The sequence below is a fragment of the Azospirillum lipoferum genome (assembly GCF_024170005.1).
GTDB classification, from domain to species: Bacteria; Pseudomonadota; Alphaproteobacteria; order Azospirillales; family Azospirillaceae; genus Azospirillum; species Azospirillum lipoferum.
Window position 1 is genome coordinate 420,817 of sequence record NZ_JALJXJ010000004.1, and the last position, 19,278, is coordinate 440,094.

Sequence of the window (19,278 nt, forward strand, 5' to 3'; positions counted from 1 at the left end):
CGAAAGGCACGGGCCGGCTTTTTTCGTTTTCAGTCCGATCGCCTGTTCCGGCCCTGCGTCCGGAAGAAACCGTTGAGAGCGTCGAACGGTTCGGCCTCGGCAAGCGCGTCGAACCGGCCGTGATCGGCCAGCATCCGTGCCGCCCGCAGGAAGCCGCCCCAGGCGGCGCGGCTGAGCGCGCTGCCCAGGCTGATCCGCCGCACGCCCAATCCGGCGATCTGCTCCACCGTCAAGCCGATCGGCGCCGAGACCAGCAGGTTGAGCGGCTTGGGTGCCACCGCCTCGACCGCCGCCCGGATGGTTTCGGGCGTGCGCAGACCCGGCGCATAGAGCACGTCGGCGCCCGCCGCGGCATAGGCCGGCAGCCGGCGCATCACCTCCTCGACGGCGGCCGGATGGTCGACCAGCACGGCCTCGCAGCGGGCGGTCAGCAGCACGCCCGTCCCGCGCAGCGCCTCCGCCGCCGCGGCAATGCGCTCGACGGCCTGATCGAAATCGTACAGCGGCTTCGCCGGGTCGCCGGTGGCGTCCTCGACCGACAGGCCGGCGACGCCGGTGTCGGCGCAGAGCCGCAGGTTGCGGGCCAGCCCGTCGAGGTCGTGGGCGTAGCCGGATTCGAAGTCGGCATTCACCGGCAGGGCGGTCGCCCGGACGATGTCGGCGATGTGGGACAGCATGTCCGCGCAGGGCACCGCCCAATCGGTATCGGGAAGCCCGCGTGAGAAGGCGAACCCCGCCGAGGTGGTCGCCAGCGCACGGAAGCCGAGATGTTCCAGCATCAGGGCGCTGCCGACGTCCCAGGGGTTGGGAATGACGAAGCAGCCGTCGGTGTGGAGATCGGCGAAGGCGGCGCGGGTCTGGCGGTGGTCGGTCATCACGGTCTCCCTGTGGAACGGCGGCGCGGACTCGGTGCAGGGTAAGGGCGCAGGGTAAGGCGGCGCTCCGGTGCAGTCCATCGGCCGCAATCCATTGGCCGCCGGTTTGACGCGGATCGCCACGCCGCTACACCAAGCTCCCGATATCCGGCCACTCCAGCGCCGGATGTACTGCCAGCCGCTCCAGCAGGCGGTCCAGCAGATCCCAGATCGCCTCATCATGCACGCGGTGGTGGGTCAGCAGGCCGATGGGCTCGGCAGGGTTCCGCCTCCCCTCGCGCCGGTCGCGCAGTTCGCGGCACAGCAGGTCGAGCAGCGCGTCGAGCGGCACGGCGGAGCGGGTGCCGCGCCAGTCGATCAGGTCGAGGTGGGTGTTGACCCAGACGATGCCGTCCTGCTTCGCCGGAGACGGGCCGAAGGCGGAGACGGCGCGGTAGCCGGATGCCGACAGGCAGGCCGGCATGTCGGGGGCCATGCGGTTCCAGGGCGGGACGAACAGCGGCAGAACGCGGTCCCCGAACAGGGCGCGCAGGGTGGACAGGCCGCGTCCGGCCTCGGCCCGACGGATCTCGGGCGGACGTTCCGGGCCGAACTCGCACTTCTTCCTGCCGGGGGCGGCGTGGTCGGTGTGGGACCAGCCATGGACCAGCGGGGTGACGAAGGCATGGCCGGCGAGTGCGTCGGCGAGTGCGTCGGCGAGCGAGGGTTCGGCGTCGGCCGGGATGACGGCGAGGCCGAGGGGGATGCCGGCCCGGGCGCAGCGATTCAGCAACCGGTCGAGCTGCGGGCTGGCGGCGACCGCATCGTCGTCGCGCAGCCACAGGGGGCAGTGGCGGCCGAGGTCGGTCCAGCGGGCCAGTTCGTCCTCAACTGCGGTCCAGCTCGTCATGACGTCTTCTCCGTCAGCAGGGCTTCGACGATCTCCACGCTACGCGTGGCACCGGCCAGCGCGTTGGGGCTGAGCGGCGGGATGCGGGCACCCAGCACGGACTGCAACGCTTTGGCGAGGCTGTCGGGGGTGAGGTCGGCCTCGCGCAGGGTGGCGATGCCGGGCTGACGGGCCAGGATGGTGGCGCGGATGGTCTGTTCGACCTCCTTGCCGTCCTCGAACGGGCAGAAGACGCTGGGCACACCGGCTGTCAGGCAGTCGAGCGCGGTGTTGTAGCCGCAGCGGCCGAGGGAAGCGGCAGCGCGGCCCAGCAGGGCGCGGAAGTCGGGACGCACCGGTTCCACCAGCAGGCGGTCGGGCGGGGCCAGGACGCGCAGCCGGTCGGCCAGCGCCGCGTCGCCCTTCGCCACCAGCAGGCGCCAGCGCTGCGGCAGGGCGGCGGATGCGGCGCACAGGGCTGCGGCCTCGAAGACCGGGCGGCCGACCGGGCCGCCGCCGGCGGTGACCAGGATCTCGCCCTGCCCGTCCGTTCCGTCGTCGGGGACGGGCGGCGGCGGGACGACGAAGCCGGTGTAGCGCAGCAGCGGCTTCATCGCCGGGGTCAGCGGCCAGCTGTCCTCCAGCGGGATCAGGGCGGGGTCGGAATGGACCAGCACGCCGTCGTAGAAGCGCAGAAGCCGCTGTTCGGTCTCGGCGACGCGCTTTGGCTTGGAGGGCGGGGCCAGGATGTCGCGGACCGACGCCAGCGTCAGCGGCGGTTGGGGCAGGCCGCGGGCGCGCTCCAGCAGGGCGTCGAACTCGGTGGCCAGCGCGCGGCGGCCGAAGGGGAAGAGTTCGGTGATCAGCACATCGGGCTGCCGACTGTCGAGCAGGCCGGTCAGCATCGCCTGCCGGGCGGCGAAGAGGCCGGCATCGGCAGGGCGGCCGTCGGTGCCCAGCAGGGTGGCGAAGTCGGCGCCGTCGCTCGCCAGGGGCGGCAGCTGGTGCAGGGTGGCGTTGCCGGTTTCGAGATGGGGGGCGGGACGGCCGCCGCTGGCGACATCGACGCGCCAGCCGCGGGCGGAGAAGGCCTCGGCCAGGGCCAGCGCGCGGCTGAGATGGCCGGTGCCGAGCAGATGGGTGACGGCGATCAGCAGCTTCATGACAGGCGCAGGCCTTCTTTTGGGCCGGTTGGGCGGAGCGTGCCGTCGTCGGCAAGCGTCATGGCGTAGAGGCGGTTGCGCTTGACCGGCACCGGCGGCGGGCCGCGGAAGTCCCAGCCCCAGGCGAGCGCCAGCGCGACGCGGATCACGCCGATGTGGGTGACGATGAGGTGGGGGGAATGAATCTCCTTCTCCCCCCCGGGGAGAAGGTCGGGATGAGGGGGATGCATTGCGTGCCTTGCCCAATAATCCTCGCCACGCGTCCCCCTCACCCTAACCCTCTCCCCGGGGGGGAGAGGGGATTGATGCTGGGAGGGGAGAGGGGGCAAGTCCTTCAGCCAAGCCGTCAACCGCTCGCGCACGTCGGCCGGGCTTTCGCCGTTGGGGGGGCGGAAGTCCCAGCCCCAGTGTTCGAGGTCGCGGTAGCCGCTGGCGGGGTCGGCGCGCAGGTCGTGGCCGCGCCGGCCCTCCCAGGCGCCCCAGTCCATCTCGATCAGGCGCGGGTCGGTGTGGACGGGACGGCCGTGGCCGAGGAGGGTGGCGGTCTCCACGGCGCGGGAGAGCGGGCTGGCGTGCAGGGTGGCGTCGCGCCAGTCCGGCGGCAGGGTCAGGCCGGCGAGGCGGTCGCGGCCCTCCGGGTCGAGCGGGATGTCGGTGCGGCCCTGGATGCGGCCCTCGCGGTTCCAGGCGGTGATGCCGTGGCGCAGGAAAGCCAAGCGGATCATGGCAGCAGGCCGCTCAGCAGCGCGCGCAGGCGTTGGGCCGCCATGGGCAGGGCGTGGTGGGTCTCGATGTAAGAGCGGGCGCTTCGGCCGAGCGCGCGCAGGGCCGGCGGATCGGCCAGCAGGGCGGACAGGGCGGCGGCGAAGTCTTGGCAGGCCGGGCCGGTCAGGCGGCCGCAGAGGCCGTCGCGGATGACGGTGCCGGTGCCGGCATTGTCGACGGCGAGCACAGGCACGCCGTGCGCTTGAGCCTCCAGATAGACCATGCCGAAGGCCTCGTTCAGGCCGGGCCAGACCAGCAGGTCGGCGCTGTGGTAGTGGGCTGCGAGGTCGGCGGGCGCGCAGGCGCCGTGGAATGTCACGCGGGGGCCGAAGGGGGCGAAGAGTGCCGAAACCTCCGCCGCCGCCGGGCCGTCGCCGACGATGTCGAGAGTCCAGGGACGGGCGGTCAGCAGGGACAGGGAGCCGGCCAGCAGGCGGTAGGAGGCCAGCTTGTCGCCCGGCCGCATCATGGCGACGGTCAGAAGCCGGGGCGGCGAGCCCGGCTCCCTGTCGTCCGGGGCGGGTGGCAGGTCGAGGAAGGGGGGCAGCATCGCCACCCGCTGGCCGGGCGGACCATAGGCCTCCACCGCCTGCCGGTCGCGGGCGCTGACGCAGAGGACGAGGTCGGCCGCCTCGATGGCGGACTCGGCGGCGGCGGCGAAGGCGGACCAGGGGCCGGTCAGGCGCTTGCGGGCGCGGGTGGCCTCGACGACGACATAGGGGATGCCGAGGCGGCGGGCGACGGCCGGGCCGATCAGGTCGGGGGCCTTGTAATAGACATGGTAGCTGAGCCACAGCACCGGGCGGCGGTCCGGCTCGGCGGCGTAGAGCGACAGCAGCCGGTCGCATTCGGCGGCGGCGGCGGCGGTCAGGCGGGCCTGAACGGCGGGATCGCCGGCACCGTCATAGACGCGCAGGCTGCTCGCCACCTCCACCGGGCCAATCTCCGCCGGGTCAAGCGCCTCCAGCGCGCGCAGGATCAGGCGGGCCATCTGGCGGTCGCCGGAGGGGATCGGGTGGTCGACCGGCTTCAGCGGGGCGTAAAAGGCAATTCGGGGTGCGGCGATGGGCGGAGTGGTCACGCCGCGGCCTCCTCCAGGCGGCGGACGAGGCGGTCGATGCCGGCGGTCATGCCGAACTCGGCGCGCAGGCGGCCATGGGCGGCCTCGCCAAGACGCAGGCGGAGCGCCGGGTCGGTAGCGAGCCGTTCCAGTGCCGTGGCGATGGCGGGCGGGCTGCCATCGGTCAGCAGGCCGTGGGTGCCGTCGGTGATGAATTCCGGGATGGCCGATACGGCGGTGGAGAGGATGGCGAGGCGCTGGCTCGCCGCCTCCATCAGGACGTTGGGCAGGCCGTCGCGGTCGCCGTCGCCGGCCACCACGCTGGTCAGCACGAACAGGTCGGCATGGCGCAGCGCCTGGATCACCGTCGCCTGATCCTGGGCGCCGCGCCACTCGATGCGTTCGGACAGGCCGAGCTGCTCGGCCTGGGCGCGCAGGGACTGCTTCAGGTCGCCGGAGCCGATATGGACCAGCCGCCAGTGCAGCCCGTCCGGCAGCATCGCCAGCGCGTCGAGCAGCCGGTCATAGCCCTTCTTCTCCACCAGCCGGCCGACCGACAGGATCTCCACCGCAAGGGTAGGGGCGGAGCCGTCGCGGGCCGGGGCGTCGGTGCGGTCCGGCGGGGCGGGGAAGCGGGAGAGGTCGAGGCCGTGATAGACGAGGTCGATGCGGTTGGGATCGGCGGCCAGCCCGCGCAGATGGGCGGCACCGACGGCGGTGCAGGTGGCGCCGAAGCGGGCGTCGGCCAGCTTCTCGCGCTTCTCCCACTCCGGCGTCGTCCAGATGTCCTTGGCATGGGCGGAAAAGCCCCAGCCGATGCCGCGGATCGCGGCGGCATAGCGCCCGACCGAAGCGGGCGTGTGCAGGAAATGGGTGTAGAGGAAGGGCACGTCGGCCGGCAGCTCCGCCGCCAGCACCAGGGCCTGGCCGAAGCGGCGGCCGCGGTTGGTGGTGCGGTCGCGCCTCAGGTCGCGCAGCCAGGCCGCCGTGGTGCGCGCCAGCCCGGCCGGGTGGCCGAGGATCAGGCGGCCGAGCGCGCGCAGGACGCGGGCCGGCTCGTCGCGCAGATATTCCGGCAGGTAATGGACCGGGGCGGTGATGCGGTCGTGCATGGCGTGGCGGCGGCTGTCGGTCGGGTGGCGCAGCGACCAGATCGCCAGATCGATGCCGCGCTGCTGGAGGGCCAGCAACTCCTGCGCGATGAAGGTCTCCGACAGGCGGGGGTAGCCCTTCACCACCACGGCGATCTTCAACGGTGCGATCTTGGACGGCACGGCTTGCGAAACCATGGAGGACGGCAGGCCGCCGTCCGTTCCCGTGTCGGTCATGCGCGCTTGCCTGCCATGGCGCGGGACAGCCGTTCCGCCGCGCGGCGGATCGAGGTGACGGGAGTATTGCGGTCGGCTGCCGGTTCCGTAGCCAGCACTTCGCGCGTCAGGTCGACGATGCGCTCCAGCCCGCCGAGCAGGCCGGGCAGCGGACTGGCCGAGGGCGGCGGCTGGCTGGACAGGGCGCGGATGGCGTCGGCCATCGCCCGCGGGTCGGCGCCGTCGCGGTCGCAATCCAGCGTGCGCAGCAGGCCCAGCTCCTCCGCCGCCTCGGCGCGGATACGCTGTTCCAGGCGGGGACGGGTGCGCGGGGCCAGGACCGACGGCTTGTCGAAGGACAGGATCTCGCAGAAGGTGTTGTAACCGCCCATTGCCACCACGCCGATGGCCCCGGCATAGAGATCCTCCATGCGGGAATGGAAGTTGATGGTCTCCACCCTGCCCTTCAGCGGACGGATGCGGGCGGCGAATTCCTGGCGGCGGGCATCCTCCAGGAAGGGGCCGTAGACGATCAGGGCGTTGGGGGCGAGATCGGGATCGCTCTCATAGGCGGCGATGGTCCAGTCGACCAGGGCCGCCCCGTCGCCGCCGCCGCCGGGCGTCACCAGCACATAGGGCGGCGCCATCAGGCTGTCCGCGGCCTGGACGGCGCCGCCCCCTTCCGACGGTTCGCGGCGCAGATAGCCGGTGTAGCGCACCCGTGCCGCGATCTCCGCCGGCAGGTCGAGGCCGTCGAGCGGGCGGTAGACCTCCGGCAGGCCGTAGATCCAGAGCTGGTCGTAATAGCGTTCGATGGCGGCGACCGCCTCCTTGCGCTCCCATTCCGGCTGGAGGGCTTCAGGAGCGTCGAGCACGTCGCGCAGGCCCAGCACCACGCGGGTGTTGCCGCTGGCCCGCATCTCCTCCAGCGCCGGCAGGAATTCGCCGTGCAGGCCGGTCGGTTCCTTGTCGACGATCGCCAGCGTCGGGCGGAAGGCGCGGGCGGTGGCGCGGATGATCTCCGCCCGGATGGCGGTGGTCTCCTCGATCGGCAGGCCAAGGTTGCGGGCGGTGTAGCCGCCGTCGGGCTGCTTCACCACGCCGGGCAGGCGCACATGGTCGACCCGCTCCGGGAAATCGAAGCGGCCGGCGACCGGCGAGCCGGTGAGGATCAGCGCGGAGGCGTCGGGAAAGGCCGACACCAGCGCCTGGGCGATCGTCCGTGACCGCCGCAGATGGCCGAGCCCGAAGGTGTCGTGGCTGTAGAGCAGGATGCGCGGCGGTGTCCGGTCGGGATGGATGGCCCGAAGGGGCGGCTGTGGCTGGTGCATGCTCGGACACTCCGCTTCAGCAATGCTTCGGAACCGACAATCCGTCGCGGAACAGATCGCTGTGCTTGTCTTTGGAACCGGTTCGGCGCCGGTGGTTGCGGGTTCGTCCAGACACCGGCGGCAAGGCTCCAGCCTGGACAGAACCCCTCACATGGATCTTGCTGCGCATCAATATGACTTCCGGCGGGGAGAGGGCAACCACCTTATGCGTTCTGATATATGAGTGGCGACCAGGCGGACGGGTCAGTCGCCATGATAGGGATCCAGGGCGTCGCGCAGCCCGTCGCCGAAGAAGTTGAAGGACAAGACTACCAGGATCACCGGGAGCATCGGCAACGATACCCATGGATAGGTTTCCACGGCCATAAGGTTCTGGGCGTCGTTCAGCATCACCCCCCAACTGGTCGCCGGCGGGCGCAGGCCGAGGCCCAGGAAGGACAGTGCCGTTTCGCCCAGGATCATCGCCGGGATCGACAGGGTGGCGCTCGCCAGCAGGTGGCTGGCGAAGTTGGGCAGCAGGTGGCGGCGGATGATGCGGGCCGGGCTGGCGCCCATCAGCTCCGCCGCCATGACGAAATCCTCCTCGCGGAGCGCCAGGAAGCGCGAGCGCACGGCGCGGGCCAGCGACGGCCAGTCGAGCAGGCCGAGGATGACCGAGATGCAGAGGAACACCGTCACCGGCGACCATTGCGCCGGCACCGCGGCGGACAGTGCCAGCCACAGCGGCAGTTCCGGCAGGGATTTCAGGATCTCCGACAGACGCTGCACCCCGGCGTCGATCCAGCCGCCGAAATAGCCGGCCATGCCGCCCAGCGTGATGCCGATGGCGAAGGACACGGCGATGCCCAGCAGCCCGACGGTCAGCGACAGCTGCGCCCCGATGGCGAGGCGCGAGAGCATGTCGCGGCCCAGCCGGTCGGTGCCCAGCAGATGCAGCGAGGCATCCGGCGGCGGGCAGACCAGCCGGACCCGCGATTCCACCAGGCCCAGGAAGCGGTAGGGCGCGCCGGGGCAGAGGAATTGCAGCGGCATCGGCCGGCTGCTGTCGGTCTCGTAGCGCCAGCGATAGTCCTTCAGGTCGGGCCGGCCGGTGGTCGGGTAGACGAAGGGGCCGATGAACCGCCCCTCGTGGAACAGGTGGATGCCCTGCGGCGGGGCGTAGAGATGCTCCACGTCGCGTTCGTTGGCGCCGTAGGGCACCAGGAAATCGACGAAGGGCAGGCTGAGATAGGACAGCCCGAGGAACAGCGCCCCCAGCACCGCCAGCCGGTGGCGCAGGAAGCGCCGCAGCATCAGCCGACCGGTGGAGGCGTGGGCGTCGAAGCGGGTGGCCGGGGCATCCGCCGCGGCCGGATCGGGATAGGGCCGGTCGTCGACGTAATGGTCCCAGCTGCCGCCCGTGCTGCCGCTTATGCCGCCGCCGCTCGCGACCGGGGCCTTCATGCCCCCGCCCTTCAGGCCCTCCTCTTTCATGACTGGGCCTTCCTCGCCTTGCCGAGGCGGATGCGGGGGTCGAGCAGGGCCAGCGCGATGTCGGAGACCAGCATGCCGATCAGCACCAAGAGCGAGATGAACATCAGGATGAAGCCGGACAGGAAGATGTCCTGCGCCCGCAGCGCCTCCAGCAGGGCCGGGCCGATGGTCGGCAGGCTGAGCACGACCGAGATCAGCACCGATCCCGACACCAGCGACGGCAGAAGCGAGCCGATGTCGGAGACGAAGGGGTTCAGCGCCATGCGCAGCGGATAGCGGGTCAGCCGGCGCAGCGGCGGCACGCCCTTGGCCTTGGCGGTGACGACATAGGGCTTGCCCAGCTCGTCCAGCAAATTGGCGCGCAGGCGCCGCACCATGGCGGCGGTGCCGGACAGGCCGATGACGATGGTGGGGATGATCAGGTGTTCGAGCACCGAGCCGATCTTGGCCCAGCTGAGCGGCTGGTCCTCGTACTTCGCGTCAACCAGCCCGCCGATCGGCAGGCCCAGCCATTTCTGGCCGTAATAGAGCAGGATCAGCGCCAAGAGGAAGTTGGGCGTCGCCAGCCCGATATAGCCGACGGCGGCGGCGAGATAGTCGACCCAGCTGTTGGCGCGGATCGCCGCCAGCGCCCCCAGCGGGAAGGACACGAGATAGACGAACAGCACGGCGGCGAGGTTGAGGATGACGGTGAACCACAGCGTCTCCCCCACCACCTCCGCCACCGGCTTGTTGAACTCGAACGACCAGCCGAGCTCGCCCTGGAGCAGGCCGTGGAAGCCGTTCGGGCCCGGCCAGACGCCGATCCAGATCAGGTATTGCTCGGCGACCGGGCGGTCGAGCGCATATTCGTGGCGCAGGAACTCCGCCTTCGCCAGTCCCGCCTCCTGGCCGGTGGCGCGCAGCTCGGCGATCTGGTTGGACAGGTAATCGCCGGGCGGCAGGTTGATGACCAGGAAGATCAGCATCGACACCACGGCCAGCGTCGGCACCATCACCAGCAGCCGGTGCAGGATGAAGCGCAGCATGACCGTCAATTCTCCCCGCGGTGGGTGCCGGCCGGTTCCGGATCGGCCGGGCGGGCGTCGGTGAAATAGAACTCGTCGGGGCGGTAGACGCCGAGATAGGCGCCGGGATCCCAAAGCCACAGCCCCTTGTCCGGGACGTTGCGCAGGCGGTTGGTGACGGCGATCGGCTGCGGCGTCTTCGACACCACGCCGATGGCGAAGATCTGGTCGGCGTGGATGTCGAGCAGCGCCGACCACAGGGCGCGGCGTTCGGTCTCGTCGGTGGTGTGGCGCCAGCGCCGGGCAAGGTCCATCAGCTCCTGCGGGATCGGCATGTCGATGGGTTCGCCGGCGCTGCCGGAGGTCTGGTAATACTGCCCCCATTTCGGCCAGCTGAAATTCTCCTGGGTCATCGGCGCCAGCTCCTCCGGGCTGCTGTCGGGGTCGGGGACGCCGTTGTCCCAGCCGCCCCACACCGCCATCATCGTCTGGCCGGCATAGACCCGGTTGCGCAGCACGTCGCGGTCCACCGTGCGCATCAGCAGCCGCACGCCGATGTCGCGCCAGGTCTCGGCGATGATCTGGAGCGCGTCGGAGATCTCCGACTTCTCGCCGGCGGTCTCGACGATCACCTCCAGCGGGCGGCCGTCGGGCAGCTCGCGGTACAGCTCGCCGCGTTTGCGCTTCAGCCCGATCTCGTCGAGCAGGGCCGCCGCCCGCTTGGCGTCGTAGCCGGTCCAGATGCCGTTGCGTTCCGGCTTGAACAGCGGACTGCTCGGCAGCACGTCGACGCCGCTCTCCTGCGCCAGCCCGAAGAAGAGCGAGCGGTTGATGATGCGGCGGTCGATGCCGAGCGACAGGGCGCGGCGGAAGCGGACGTCGCGCAGCAGGGCGCGCCAGACCGGGTCGTTGTAGTTCAGGTTGGGGTAGAGGGCGATTTCCGCCGCCTTGCCCTCCGGCCACAGCAGGGTGCGGTAGTTGCCCTCCCGCTCCCCGGACACCAGGACCGGCACCTGGGAGAAGGTCAGCCCTTCGGCCTGGAGGTCGGCCTTGCCGGTGGCGACCTGGGCCGGGATCAGCCCGCCGGCCATCACCGTCACGTCCAGCCCGTCGGCATAGGGCAGCTGCATGCCGCGGCTGTCGAAGCGGTGGTAATAGGGATTGCGCTGGAACAGCAGGTGGGTGCCGGTGCCCTTGGAGATCGCCATCCAGGGCTGGAGCGTCGGCTCGTCCGGGTTCTCCATCCGGAACATGTCGTCCAGCGCATTGTGCAGGGCCGCCCAGTTGCGGACCTTGTACTTGGCGAGCAGCGGCGCCAGTTCCGCCTCGCCGGTGTAGCGGGCGTGGTAGCGTTTCAGGTAATGGGCCGGGCGGTAGATGAAGGGCGGCCGGGCGGCGGCCAGCGTCGGCAGGAAATAGGGGTTCGGCTCGTCCCAGCGGAAGCGGACGGTGACCGCGTCGGGGAAGCTGACCTCGGGCGGCTTGCCGTCCACCAGCATGAAGCGCGGCGGGCCAGACGGCGACAGCAGCGGGTTGTTGGCGACGTCCTCCCACCAGTAGCGGATGTCGTCGCTGGTGAAGGGGGCGCCGTCGGACCAGCGATGGCCGGCCCGCAGGGTCAGGGTGAAGTCGCGGCCGTCGACGACCTTGAAGTCCTTCAGGATATCGGGAACGATCTCGCGCTTGGCGGTGTAGCCGACCAGCCGGGCATAGCCGTAGAGCACGGCGATGCGGCTGTTGCGCCGCTGGGTGATGAAGGTGCGGATCCAGCCGCCGGAGCGGCCGAGGTCGCGGCCCTTGGCCTCCACATCGACGATCAGCGGCTCGTCCGGCATGCGCTGGCGGACGGGGGGGATGAGGCCGTAGCGCACCTGGTCCGCCAGCATCGGCGGATCCTGCGGGGTGAAGGCGGCGGCGGGGGTGGCGAGGAGGAGGGTGAGGAGGAGGAGAGTTCCTATCGCAAGGACCCAATCCCCTCTCCCCCCCGCTCTCGCGCAAACTTCGTTTGCGCTGACGCGACAGGCGGACCAAAGGTCCGCCGAAAGCGGGGAGAGGGTCAGGGTGAGGGGGATGCGTTGCAGGATTTTTGCGAGCATCCCGCCGCGCGTCCCCCTCACCCTTCCCACCGCAAAGCGGTGGGCCCCTTCCCTCTCCCCGGGGGGGAGAGGGTGATTCAGAGCGGCGGGTTGAAAGGACGTCCTCATGCCGCCCGCCTCACGAAATGGCCCGGCGCTGCTTCCACCAGCGGGGGCGGCGCGCCGTCGGCGGTCGGGCGGAAGGGTTCGGGCCACAGGTCGGGGCGGCCGGCGCCCAAGGCCACGGTGGCGATGTCGATCGGGCGGCTCACGTCCGGTTCCGGCGAGGCGGCGATCAGCGCGCGGGTGTAGGGGTGCAGCGGGGCGGAGAACAGGATGGCCGGCGGCGCCTCCTCCATCACCCGGCCGGCGCGCATCACCGCGACGCGGTCGGCCAGCCGCGCCACCACCGCCAGATCGTGCGAGATGAACATCAGGCTGAGGCCGAGCCGCCGCTTGATCGATTCCAGCAATTCCAGCACCTGCGCCTGGACCGAGACGTCCAGCGCCGAGGTCGGCTCGTCGCAGATCAGCAGTTGCGGGTCGAGCGCCAGGGCACGGGCGATGCCGATGCGCTGGCGCTGGCCGCCGGAGAAGGCGTGGGGATAGCGGTTGGTCCAGGCGGGGTCGAGGCCGACCTGCGCCATCAGCGCCCGCACCCGCTCGCGCCCCTCGCCGCGGCCGCAGACGCCGTGGATCGCCAGCGGCTCGGCGATGATCTCGCCGACGCTCATCCGTGGGCTGAGGGAGGCATAGGGGTCCTGGAACACCATCTGGGCCCGGCGGCGGTAGGCGGTCAGCTCCGGCCCGGCGGCGGAAAGCAGGTCGAGCGGCGGTTCCCCGGCGGATGCCCGGAACAGCAGGCGGCCGCCGGGATCCGGCCGCTCTGCCAGCATGGCCAGCCGCGCCAGCGTCGTCTTGCCTGATCCTGACTCGCCGACGATGGCCAGCGTCTCGCCGCGGCCGACGCAGAGATCGACGCCGTCGAGCGCGCGGATGCGGACGTTGCCGCGTTCATAGGTCTTGGCGACGCCGTGGAATTCCAGGATGGGGTCGCGCACGGCGCCCGACCCGTGCGCGCAGGTCGTCTCGGGGATGGAGGGGGCGGCGGCCATCAGCTTGCGGGTGTAGCCGTGCAGCGGCCGGCCGAGGACGTCGGCGCAGCAGCCCGATTCCATTACCCGGCCGGCGCGCATCACCACCACGGCGTCGGCCATGTTGGCAACGACGCCCAGATCGTGGGTGACCAGCAGCACTGCCATGCCGGTCTCGCCCTGAAGCTCCTTGATGAGGGCAAGCACCTGGGCCTGGAGAGTGACGTCGAGGGCGGTGGTCGGTTCGTCGGCGATCAGCAGCTGCGGGCGGGCGACCATCGCCATGGCGATCATCGCGCGCTGGCGCAGGCCGCCCGACAGCTGGAACGGATAGGAGCGGAAGGCGCGGACCGGATCGGGGAAGCCCACCCGCTCGAACATGGCGAGGCAGCGCTCGCGGGCACCGGCGCGGTTGCAGTTGCCGTGCAGCCGCAGCACCTCCATGGTCTGGTCGCCGATGGTGTGCAGCGGCGACAGCGCGCTCATCGGCTCCTGGAAGATCATCGAGATGCGGCTGCCGCGGATGTCGCGCAGGCCGGCCTTGGACAGGCGCAGCAGGTCGACCGCCTCGGCGCCTTGGCCGAACAGGATGGAGCCGCCGGCGACCTCCGCCCCGCGCGGCAGGATGCCGAGGATGCTGCGGCAGGTCAGCGTCTTGCCGGAGCCGGACTCGCCGACCAGCGCCACGCTCTGCCCGGCACCGATGGAAAAGCCGACGCCGTCGACCACCGGGCGGGGGGCCTTGCGGAACCGGATCGTCAGGCCCTCAACCCTCAGCATCGCGCCGCTCTCCTGCCCGTATTACAAGGCCATCCGTAATTCGCCCTTATCTCCCTCTCCCCCCCGGGGAGAGGGTCGGGGTGAGGGGGATGCGGTGCGTGGCTAGCCCGAGAATCCTCGCTATGCTCCCCCCTCACCCTAACCCTCTCCCCGGGGGGGAGAGGGGATTCATCGTGCCCCTGCCTCATTGCATTCATTTCATCATGCTTCCGTTTCGGATCGGCTGTTTTCGGCGGTCTCGGCCTGTGGGGCAACGGGGGGAGCGGCCGGCACCGAACCGGACGGCGCCTCGCTGGTCAGGCGCTTGCCGATCTGCTGGATCACCCGCATCGGCAGGTCCGGCGCCGACGACAGCAGGCGCAGCATGGTCGGCCCGTCCAGCCGCAGCAGACGCAGGTCGGTGCGCGCCCGGAAGCTGGAGAAGCGCCGGACGCCGGCCAGAAGCTCCAGCTCGCCGATCACCTCCGGCGGCTTGATGTAGGCGATGTGCAGCGGTGGCTGGCCGTCCGGCATCAGCCGCACCTGCTCGACCTCCCCGTCCGCCAGGATGAAGGCGAATTCCGACTGATCGCCGCTGCGGTAGATGAAGTCGCCGGCCGCCACATTGCGCCAGTCCGACGAGGCCAGCAGGCGGCGCAGCACCGTTTCCGGCAGGTCGGAGAAGACGGGGGAGCGCGACAGCAGGCGCAGGGCCGGCTCGTCGGTGCCCTCCGCATCGCCCGGCATGGTGTCCTCGTCCTGGTCGGCGCCGTTCTGGCCGCGGCGGACCAGCCGGCCATCCTCCAGGTCGTAGAGCGCGTCGAAGGCGGGATTGTCGGAAATCCGCTCCTCCAGCACGATCAGCGTCATGGTCGGCAGCAGCTCCTTCATGGCCTGGAAGATGCGCAGCCGTTCCTCCGGATCGTAGCTGTTCAGTGCCTGATAGATGACGAAGATGTCGGGCTTCTTCATCAGGCCGCGGATCAGCTGCACCCGCTGGCGCACGCTGATCGGCAGCAGAGAGCCGCCGATGCCGACCTCGCCCAGCGCCACCAGGATCAGCACGAAGGCCCGTGCGTCGGTGCGCTCCAGCGCCTCGTCCACCAGGGCGCGGAGCTGGGTGATGGCGCGCGGATCCTCGGTGGTGATGCGGCCGAACAGGAGGTTGTCCATCACGTTCAGGCGCGGGTGGTAGAGGTCGGGGTGGAAGATGGCGACCTTGTCGCGCAGCTCGTGCGGCATGTCGTCGATCACGCGGGCGCGGATCGCCATGATCGCCTCGCGCTCCGCCGGTGGAATGAAGTCCACGCCGTCGCGCTTGGGCACGATCATCAGGAACATGGTGGCGAACAGCAGCGTGTCCGCCTCCTGATGGCGGCGCTGCGGCCGTTCGGACCGGCGCTTCAGCCGGGTGACCGCCTCCACCAGCTCCTCGAACAGGGCGTCGTCGATGTGCGGGTAGCGCATGATCATGACGTCGCCGTCGTCGCTGTCGCGATAGACGCTGACCACCCGCATGGCGAAGCGGCGGCCGATGCGCACGGCGGAGTCCCACAGCCCGTATTCTTCCATCAGGCCGCGGACGGTGGGGTTGCAGACCATGCGGGCGACGGTCAGCCGCTTGCCGTCCGGCAGGCCGGCCAGCATGTTCTCGGCGATGCTGGCATAGGGGTTGAAGTGGTCACGCTCGAAGCGGGCGAGCAGCGCGTCCAGCCCGCGTTCGGTGATCGCTTCGCGCAGCCACTGGCGGGCGCGCAGCAAGGGCTGGGCGACGAAGGGGTAGTCGTCGGGATCGAACACCTCGCGCAGGCCGCGCTGGTAGACGGCGTTCTCGCCGCCGGTGGCGGCCAGGCACTGCATGAACCATGGGCGCAGGCTGGTCCAGTCGGTGGCGCCGATCATGGCGAAATCGGTCCAGATCCCGTCCATGCTGTCGACGGAGTTGCCGGACGCCTCGGCCTCGACGATCTCGCGGCGGCGGGCGGGCGACATGGTTTCCGGATCGTCGGCCGGCGGGCGGTGGCGCAGACCGTAGGTCATGTTCTGCATCATGCTGCCGGTGAACATACGCGGTTCCGGGCTGGCATAGGCCATGCGGCGGCCCAGCAGCTCCAGCGGCAGCTCGTCCAGCGTGCGCTCGCCGATGGTGATCCGGCCGGAGGTCGGCGGCGACAGCCGGACCAGCACCTCGGCCAGACGGCGCAGCGCCAGTGCGTTGGTGCCGGCGATGCCGACCAGGGCACCCGGCGGCACCTCCAGCGACAGCCGTTGCAGCATGCGGTCGCCATACTCGTTGGCCCAGGTCACCGCCTCCAGCCGCAGCGGGGCCTTCAGGTCCGGCGGGGTGGTGGGCGACGGCGGCGTCCAGTCGAACAGGAAGGGGGGAGAGAACTGCTCGGCGATCTGCTCGTACTTGATCTGGGCGTCGATCATGTTCTGGTAATAGTCGAGCAGCTCCTTCCAGGGGGCGGTCAGGTCCTTGAAGGCGGACAGTGCCGCCACCAGCGCGCCGATGGTCATGTCGCCGTCGAGAACCAGATAGCCGCCGATGGAGAACAGGAAGAAGGGGGTGATCTGGTTGATGAAGTTATTGAGGAATTTGACGAAATACTTGCGCTTGTAGATCTCCAGCCGGATCCAGTAGATGCTGCCGAGATATTGCGAGAATTCCGCCAGGACGTAGCGGACGGTGCCGTTGACGCGGACCTCGCGGATGTTCTCCACGCTTTCGCCGATGCGCTCGGACAGCTGGCGGACCTTGCGCACCCGCTCCTTGCCCAGCATCTTCACCTTCAGCTGAAGCTTCGGGATGATGTAGGCCTGCACCGGGATCAGCGCGATCGACACCAGCCCGATGGTCGGTTGCTGGATGAACAGGAACAGCAGGATGGTCAGCATCGTGCCGCCCTGGTAGAGCGGCTGGGCGAAGGCGTCGCCGATGAAGCCGGCCAGCGGCTCGGTCTCCGCCGCCACGGTGGAGATCAGCTCTCCCTGGCTGACCTTGGAGAAATGGGGCAGCGGGAAGCGCAGCATGCGGTCGAGCAGCATGAAGCGCAGCCGGCGCACCTGCCGTTCGCCGACCACACCCTTGAAGGTGTTGATCCGCATCTTGAAGGCGCCATTGGCGAGCACCAGCGCCAGGAAGGTGAAGCACAGCACCAAGAGGTAGGTCACCGGACCCATGGTGACGCCGAGGATCTGGCGTTCCGGCTGGGGGTCCGACAAGGCCCGGTTGATGATGATCTTCGGCAGTTCCAGCGAGGCGTAGAGCACCGGGAAGGAAGCGACCGTCAACAGGGCGAGCAGGATCTGCTGGCGTCCGCTGTACTTCCAAATGTACTGAAATATGTTGCGGTCCATCAAAGCCCTTCAGGGTGGCGGCCGGCAGCGTCGCAGCCGTCGCCGGCCGCCACCGTCATGCAGCGGGGGATGAGGGAAAGTAGATTGGCGTCGGCCGATCCGTTTTCCATCGGCGCTTTTTCCATCCGCCCCGCCCTACTCACTTTTCCACCCTTCAGTTTTCCACCCTCCAGGCATGGTAGGTCCAGCGCTCGTCGGGCGGAAGGGGAAGCCGGGTCCAGTTGGGACGGTCCAGCGGCCGGTCAGACAGCACGACGCCGCCGGGCAGCATCAGCGCGTCGATCAGCGGCGCCAGCCATGCCGCTTGGCTGGCGTCATGGTTGCGATCGGTGCTGCCGAAATCGGCATGGGCCAGCCGGGCGCAGCGGCCGAAGCGCTCCGCCGCCGCCGGCATGGTGTCTTTGAAATCGCCGACGAACAGGCGGTCCTCGTCCGGCGTCAGCTCCGGCGGCACGCGGACCCACATGTCGAAGACCAGGATGTCGCGCGGCGGGAACAGGTGGCGCAGATGGTCGAAGGTGCGGCCCTTGCCCAGCCCGACCTCCAGCACCATGCCGTCACGCCCCGAGACCTCACGCTCCGCCCAGGCCAGCGCATCGCGCTGCACCGTCATCCGGTCGATCATCCGTTCGAGCAGCGACCGGCTTTCCGCAACACCACCATCGGCCGCCATCGGCCCCCTCCCCTTGCCAAGCGCACGACCGGCACGCCGCAGTGTGAAAGGCTGCGCGCGCGCCGTCGAGACAAAATGTCGCATGGTCGGGGCCGGCGGGTGCGCCCTGCCCGACCTATGGCCGTTTCGGGTCGAAGTGTTTGGCCAGCCCCTGCCAGCAGCGGTAATAATCGTGCTGAAGCTCGGCGGTTTCCAGTGCGTAGCGCGTGGGGCGGATCACCGCACGCGTCTCGAACATGAAGGCCATGGTGTCGGCGACCCGCTGCGGCTGCGTCGTGTCGGCGGATGTGGCCTTGGCGAAGGTCTCCGCATCGGGGCCATGGCCGCTCATGCAGTTGTGCAAGCTGGCGCCGCCGGGCAGGAAGCCCTCCTCCTTCGCGTCGTAGACGCCATGGATCAGGCCCATGAACTCGCTGGCGACGTTGCGGTGGAACCAGGGCGGACGGAAGGTATCCTCCTGCACCAGCCAGCGCGGCGGGAAGATGACGAAGTCGATGCTGTCGACGCCGGGGGTGTCGCTGGGCGATTGCAGCACCAGGAAGATCGACGGGTCGGGATGGTCGAAGCTGATCGAGCCGATGGTGTTGAAGCGGCGCAGGTCGTATTTGCAGGGGGCGTGGTTGCCGTGCCAAGCCACCACGTCCAGCGGCGAATGGTCGATGCGCGCACGCCACAGGGCGCCGTCGAACTTCGCCACCAGTTCGAAGTCGCCGTCGACATCCTCGTACCAGGCGTCGGGCGTCAGGAAGTCGCGCGGGTTGGCCAGCCCGTTGGAGCCGATGGGGCCGAGGTCCGGCAGGCGGAAGGGCGCGCCGTAATTCTCGCAGACATAGCCGCGCGCGGTGCCGTCCGGCAGCTCGACGCGGAAGCGGATGCCGCGGGGGATCAGGGCGATCTCCTGCGGGTCGACCTCCAGCACGCCCAGTTCGGTGAACAGGCGCAGGCGGCCCTGCTGCGGCACGATCAGCAGCTCGCCGTCGGCATCGTAGAAGAAGCGCCCCTCCATCGACCGGTTGGCGGCGTAGAGATGGATGCCGCAGCCGGTCTGCGCCTGCGGTCCGCCATTGCCGCCCATGGTGGTGAGGCCGGCGACGAAGTCGGTCGGCGCGTCCGGCATCGGCGGCGGGTTCCAGCGCAGCTGGGTCGGCGGGGCCGGCACCTCGTCGAAGCGGCTGGTCAGGCGGCCGGGCTCCAGCGGGCGGAAGGGTTCGTGCACCACTGCCGGACGGATGCGGTAGAGCCAGGAGCGGCGGTTGTGGGCGCGCGGGGCGGTGAAGGCGGTGCCGCTGATCTGCTCGGCATAAAGGCCGTAGGGCGGGCGCTGCGGCGAATTGCGGCCGACGGGCAAGGCGCCGGGCAACGCCTCCGTCGCGAATTCGTTGCCGAAGCCGGACCGGTAGGTGAAGGCGGGGGACGTCATGCGGGCTGCTCCCTGAACCGGAGGATGCGGCCGGTGCCAAGCGCCGGG

General features: G+C 70.2%; 14 protein-coding genes. All 14 read right to left on the bottom strand.

All coding sequences use genetic code 11. The features are described from left to right. Positions 1-29: 29 nt before the first annotated feature. Positions 30-875, bottom strand: coding sequence for an isocitrate lyase/PEP mutase family protein (locus J2848_RS12060; RefSeq protein WP_149231236.1), 846 nt, complete (start codon positions 873-875; stop codon positions 30-32). A gap of 127 nt (positions 876-1,002) precedes the next feature. Further along, positions 1,003-1,764 (bottom strand): polysaccharide deacetylase family protein, encoded by a 762-nt coding sequence (locus tag J2848_RS12065; RefSeq protein ID WP_149231237.1) that lies wholly within the window; start codon positions 1,762-1,764, stop codon positions 1,003-1,005. Then, a complete protein-coding gene (locus J2848_RS12070) occupies positions 1,761-2,906 on the bottom strand; it encodes a glycosyltransferase family protein (protein ID WP_149231238.1) in 1,146 nt (381 codons plus the stop codon). The genes J2848_RS12065 and J2848_RS12070 overlap by 4 nt, the downstream gene beginning before the upstream one ends. Continuing rightward, complete coding sequence (locus tag J2848_RS12075) at positions 2,903-3,631, bottom strand: histidine phosphatase family protein (RefSeq protein ID WP_149231239.1); 729 nt, start codon at positions 3,629-3,631, stop codon at positions 2,903-2,905. Before J2848_RS12075 ends, J2848_RS12070 begins: the two co-directional genes overlap by 4 nt. Further along, positions 3,628-4,752, bottom strand: coding sequence for a glycosyltransferase family 4 protein (locus J2848_RS35890; RefSeq protein ID WP_149231240.1), 1,125 nt, complete (start codon positions 4,750-4,752; stop codon positions 3,628-3,630). The genes J2848_RS12075 and J2848_RS35890 overlap by 4 nt, the downstream gene beginning before the upstream one ends. After that, positions 4,749-6,020, bottom strand: a complete 1,272-nt coding sequence (locus J2848_RS12090; RefSeq protein ID WP_149231332.1) for a glycosyltransferase family 4 protein — start codon at positions 6,018-6,020, stop codon at positions 4,749-4,751. The genes J2848_RS35890 and J2848_RS12090 overlap by 4 nt, the downstream gene beginning before the upstream one ends. A gap of 35 nt (positions 6,021-6,055) precedes the next feature. Next, positions 6,056-7,369 carry a glycosyltransferase family protein gene (locus J2848_RS12095; RefSeq protein ID WP_149231241.1) on the bottom strand — a complete coding sequence of 438 codons (1,314 nt, stop codon included), beginning with the start codon at positions 7,367-7,369 and terminating at the stop codon, positions 6,056-6,058. Positions 7,370-7,612: 243 nt separating this feature from the next. Beyond that, complete coding sequence (locus tag J2848_RS12100; protein ID WP_149231242.1) at positions 7,613-8,842, bottom strand: ABC transporter permease; 1,230 nt, start codon at positions 8,840-8,842, stop codon at positions 7,613-7,615. Beyond that, on the bottom strand, positions 8,839-9,870 hold the full coding sequence (locus tag J2848_RS12105) for an ABC transporter permease (RefSeq protein WP_149231243.1): 1,032 nt from the start codon (positions 9,868-9,870) through the stop codon (positions 8,839-8,841). Before J2848_RS12105 ends, J2848_RS12100 begins: the two co-directional genes overlap by 4 nt. 5 nt (positions 9,871-9,875) lie before the next feature. Further along, positions 9,876-11,735 carry an ABC transporter substrate-binding protein gene (locus tag J2848_RS12110; RefSeq protein ID WP_246193830.1) on the bottom strand — a complete coding sequence of 620 codons (1,860 nt, stop codon included), beginning with the start codon at positions 11,733-11,735 and terminating at the stop codon, positions 9,876-9,878. A 314-nt stretch (positions 11,736-12,049) separates the two neighbouring features. After that, positions 12,050-13,798 carry an ABC transporter ATP-binding protein gene (locus tag J2848_RS12115; RefSeq protein ID WP_149231244.1) on the bottom strand — a complete coding sequence of 583 codons (1,749 nt, stop codon included), beginning with the start codon at positions 13,796-13,798 and terminating at the stop codon, positions 12,050-12,052. Between the two features lie 201 nt (positions 13,799-13,999). Continuing rightward, on the bottom strand, positions 14,000-17,137 hold the full coding sequence (locus tag J2848_RS12120; RefSeq protein ID WP_246193831.1) for an ABC transporter transmembrane domain-containing protein: 3,138 nt from the start codon (positions 17,135-17,137) through the stop codon (positions 14,000-14,002). A gap of 154 nt (positions 17,138-17,291) precedes the next feature. Continuing rightward, the gene (locus tag J2848_RS12125) at positions 17,292-17,810 is read right to left on the bottom strand and encodes a class I SAM-dependent methyltransferase (RefSeq protein WP_149231245.1); all 519 of its coding nucleotides are present in this window, start codon (positions 17,808-17,810) and stop codon (positions 17,292-17,294) included. 115 nt (positions 17,811-17,925) lie between these two features. Continuing rightward, a complete protein-coding gene (gene hmgA, locus J2848_RS12130) occupies positions 17,926-19,230 on the bottom strand; it encodes a homogentisate 1,2-dioxygenase (RefSeq protein ID WP_149231246.1) in 1,305 nt (434 codons plus the stop codon). Positions 19,231-19,278: the final 48 nt, after the last annotated feature.